3 protein-coding genes are annotated in these 4,037 nt (G+C 44.4%); all 3 read right to left on the reverse strand.

The features are described 5' to 3' along the window. Nucleotides 1-19: 19 nt before the first annotated feature. On the reverse strand, nucleotides 20-1,498 hold the full coding sequence (locus tag ACYTXL_RS12550) for a substrate-binding domain-containing protein (protein ID WP_461925037.1): 1,479 nt from the start codon (nucleotides 1,496-1,498) through the stop codon (nucleotides 20-22). A 255-nt stretch (nucleotides 1,499-1,753) separates the two neighbouring features. Beyond that, a complete protein-coding gene (locus ACYTXL_RS12555) occupies nucleotides 1,754-2,140 on the reverse strand; it encodes a hypothetical protein (RefSeq protein ID WP_461925038.1) in 387 nt (128 codons plus the stop codon). Nucleotides 2,141-2,306: 166 nt separating this feature from the next. Then, on the reverse strand, nucleotides 2,307-3,218 hold the full coding sequence (gene nifH / locus ACYTXL_RS12560; protein ID WP_461925039.1) for a nitrogenase iron protein: 912 nt from the start codon (nucleotides 3,216-3,218) through the stop codon (nucleotides 2,307-2,309). Nucleotides 3,219-4,037 lie beyond the last annotated feature (819 nt).

Here is a 4,037-nt window from a genome sequence, read left to right on the forward strand (position 1 = left end):
GAATGGCGAGTATTACGAATTATGAAATATTTGCTACAACTTCCCCAATATTGCTAGTGTCATACCCGCCGAGAATCTCTAATTGCGATCGCACTAGCTGATGTCCCAAGATACTGAGGAACTGTTTTACTGGTTCTTCTTCCAAGTATTCTTTAATAATCACCAAGTCATATCGCGCACTATGAAGGGGGATAAATCCCAACCCAAAGGCAGTAGCTATAGATGCTGTACTGATCCCGGCATCAGCCATTCCTGACACTACAGATAAGGCAACATCTTGATGGCTGTGGACGATATGGGTAAATCCTTTCACAGTCGGAAATGGCACTCCTTCTTCTTGGAGTTTCCGTTCTAAAAGCATCTGACCGCCAGAACCCGCTTCATGGGTGACAATAGTTGCTCCAAATTCTACTAAGTCGGAAACTGTTTTAATTCCCCTTGGGTTTCCTGGTGGGACTAACAAACCTTCTTCCCAAACTCCAAGGGTAATCAAAACGGCACTCTTACCTCTTAAGGCTTCCCGCACAAAGGGGATGTTATGTTCTCTAGTTTTGGGATCGTATAAGTGCATTCCTGCAATATGAACTTCACCTTTGCACAGACTACTCAATGCCGCCTTGCTGTGGGCGAAACGATAATGAATTCGCAGTTGCGGATGCCAACGTTCAGTTGCTCTTGCCAAGAGGGAAAGCACAGGTGTACAACCAGCAATCACAACTGTATTGTGCAGTTTGTCTATATCATCCAGAATCCGAACCAGAACTTTATTTGTACCGTTCTGGCTTTGTGCTTCACCCTGCGAGTGAGGCTCGTTACTAGCTACCTCGGTCACTGGGCGTAGCCCGAGTGCTGACGCTAATGGCAATTTGCTGATGCTGGGGAACTCTTTCACCCTTACGGATTCCCCAGCATCAGAGTGAATCACTGCAAGTGTCTCACCCTCCGGGTTCGACAGTTTGCTTATGCCTCTTAACCCGTCCACCCTTACGGGTGACGCTCCTACGTCGCTAACGCCACTCCCTACAACGGGGAGGCAGTCTGTTGGGCGGCTTTGCCGACTTGTTCGCGCAGCGTCTCCGATAGGAGAAGGAACTGCCGTGGGAACCCCCGCAACGGGGTGGCTCACCGCAACTGTCTCACCATCAGCTGGAATCATTTCGATCCGAAAAGCATCATTCCCAACCAGAGGATAAGCTATCCATTGATTCCCAACCCGCGCTAGGCTAACTCGTGATTGCTGTGGGTTAGGGGCTGATCCCGCAAGAATTGCCTCAACTTCTGGTAAATCTTCCTCAAACCAGAATAAGTCCTCGACTTGGCAACCAAGCGCCTTAGCTAAACGTAGTGACATAGCAACAGAAGGAGCATATTGTCCCAATTCCACACCACCAATACTCTGACGAGTTACGCCAGCTATATTAGCTAATTCTTGCTGACTCATGCCCAAGCGAGTTCTAATTGACTTCAGGTTGTTGCAAAGATTCACATCCAGTTTCATGAGGCTGTATCTCTCCGTTAGAAAAAGCCGCAGCAGACAAACTTAAATTTGTTGGGTCAATAGCAAGGTTTTCTAGTGTTTGCCGTTTTTGTTGAAAGACATATTGATCTTTTGAAAATTTTACTGATCTTCTGCAAGCATAACATACATCTCGCTAGAATACTTGCATCTTTGGATACGATTTAGCGATCGCACTCGGCATCGCCTTTTGATCATCTGCTAACCAAGGCGATACCTACGTTACTAAGAGAAAACTTAGTCCGAGTGCGGTAAATCCTGATCTAAATGCCAATCGCCTTTTTTAGTTGGTACCGCCACCCACTGGAGTTCCAACCATAAGATCGGGTTCTTTTCCTTCAACCTTGAGGCGCGATCGCGGATAATCCGTGTAGCGTTTATGCAAATAGCCTCACATATCCCCAAATCTTGGGCAACGCTTCTGAAAATGTCTTGGTAGGCATTGACTGAGGCAAACAGCATATTAGGATAATATACGACAAAATGTTGTATAAGCTTTGGGGGATAGCCCCAGTAAGAGTTTACGAGCTCGACGTGGCAGTACTGGAGCAACTCACCGACTTTGGGACAGCGCGCCTGAGCTATGGTGATAAATTTTTGGACTAAAACCTCTTCGGTCAACATAATGAGTTCTCCTCCTTCAATGAGGTAGACGAATTTTGGCGTGGTTCAGAACGCCGATTTCTCAAATGGTGGTAAGAAGTTTACGCAGTTTTTTCTGCTTTTTCGAGTCAGAGATTGCCAATTGCTCCAGACACTTTGTATGAGGGATAACCCCTACTGCATCGTCCTATTCAAGAGGCATCTCCGAGAATGAATCTGCAACCTTTGTGGAGCTTGGGGTAATACCTAATGTTTGGAGATGTCTAAACAACCCAAACTGTACCAGCAGTTCCTCTAGCTGATCGTTAGACATAGATTTCGGAGTCACAAAATCTCTATTCTGGTCAATTGCCATTGCCAGGTTGCGATAGTGCTGCGCCTGTTCAGACTCAGGAGCATACTCAATCACCGTCTTGCGGTGGAACTCTGCTTGCTGCACCATATTGTCTCTGGGTATAGAGTAGATCATTTGAGTCCCCAGTTTCTCTGCCAGAGCTTTGATCAAATCATCTTCCTCATCGACTTTGCGAGAGTTGCAAATCAATCCTCCCAGACGTATACCGCCTATCGAAGCATACTTTTGAATACTTCGGCAGATGTTGTTGAGGGTATACATTGCCATAATTTCCCCAGAAGTGATAATGTAAACTTCTTGAGCTTTGCGTTCACGAATGGGCATGACAAATCCACCGCATACCACGTCACCCAGACCATCATAAAATGTATAATCAAGTCTAACTGCATCATCATAAGCACCAAGTTGTTCCAGCAACCCAATTGATGTCAGAATGCCTCTACCTGCACATCCTACACCAGGTTCCGGCCCACCCGATTCTACACACAGCGTCTTCCCCCATCCCTCCTGGCGGAAGTCTTCTAGATTCACATCATCTTCTTCTTTACGCAACGTGTCGAGTACAATCTTCTGGTGGAATCCCCCCAAAAGGAGCCGGGTGGAGTCTGCTTTCGAGTCACACCCTACAACCATCACTTTCCGATCCATATCAGTCAGTCCAGCCACTACGTTTTGAGTCGTTGTGGATTTGCCAACTCCCCCTCTTCCATAAATAGCAATCTTCCGCATAAAAACCTCGGTAATGGCGCAGACTTAATTGATTCGGCTCCAAGATTATGGTGTAATCAAGCAGAGTATTTGATCAAATTGGAGTTGTAGTTTTTGAAAGAGTTCACTGCCGAGATTGTGACAGCATCAACGTAGTCAGAGTGTGGACATTAACCGTCTATCTAGCACTATAAATATTGCAGTTATCTGCTAGAAATTAAACAGCTTCTTACAGATATGGCAGTAAATATTTAGTGGGATGCGACATACAACAAAGGTGCTAAAAATTAGTTCCAATCCTGTCACCCATAATTCAAAAAACTTCCACAGCTACGAGAGGTGAATGAGAAATTTTTGCTTCATCACAGCAAGACAAGCATTATTTTCGCTGCAAAGAAGATACATAAAAAAATCAGTCCAGCCTAGGCTATGGCAATGGCTTCGCCAAACGAAAAACCGATTTTTGGCCGGTTTTGCTCCACTTCGATTAACGTTATGCCGTCACCAATAACTGATGAGGCTGGTCTGATACTCACTTCAAAGGAATCTAAGGAGTTTTTGTTCTGGTATTAGATTCCTTATAAATAAAGAATATCATACATCTGGCCAATTTACTTGCGCTGACAAACTAATTTATAAACAGTATCCGTGGTTACAATTACTCATCAGCTAGAAAGCTTGAAAGCAAACAATTGCATTTTTTCTCTTGTTTTGATTTGAACAAATATCGCCGATTTATCCAACTTCAGCATCCAAAATTAGGATAGCAATTAAATCATTTACGCTCTGATATATAGTTAGAATAGTCTGTCTATTTACTTGCGTTAAAGTCTTATATATAAAAGGATTGTATCT

Source organism: Nostoc sp., assembly GCF_054880495.1.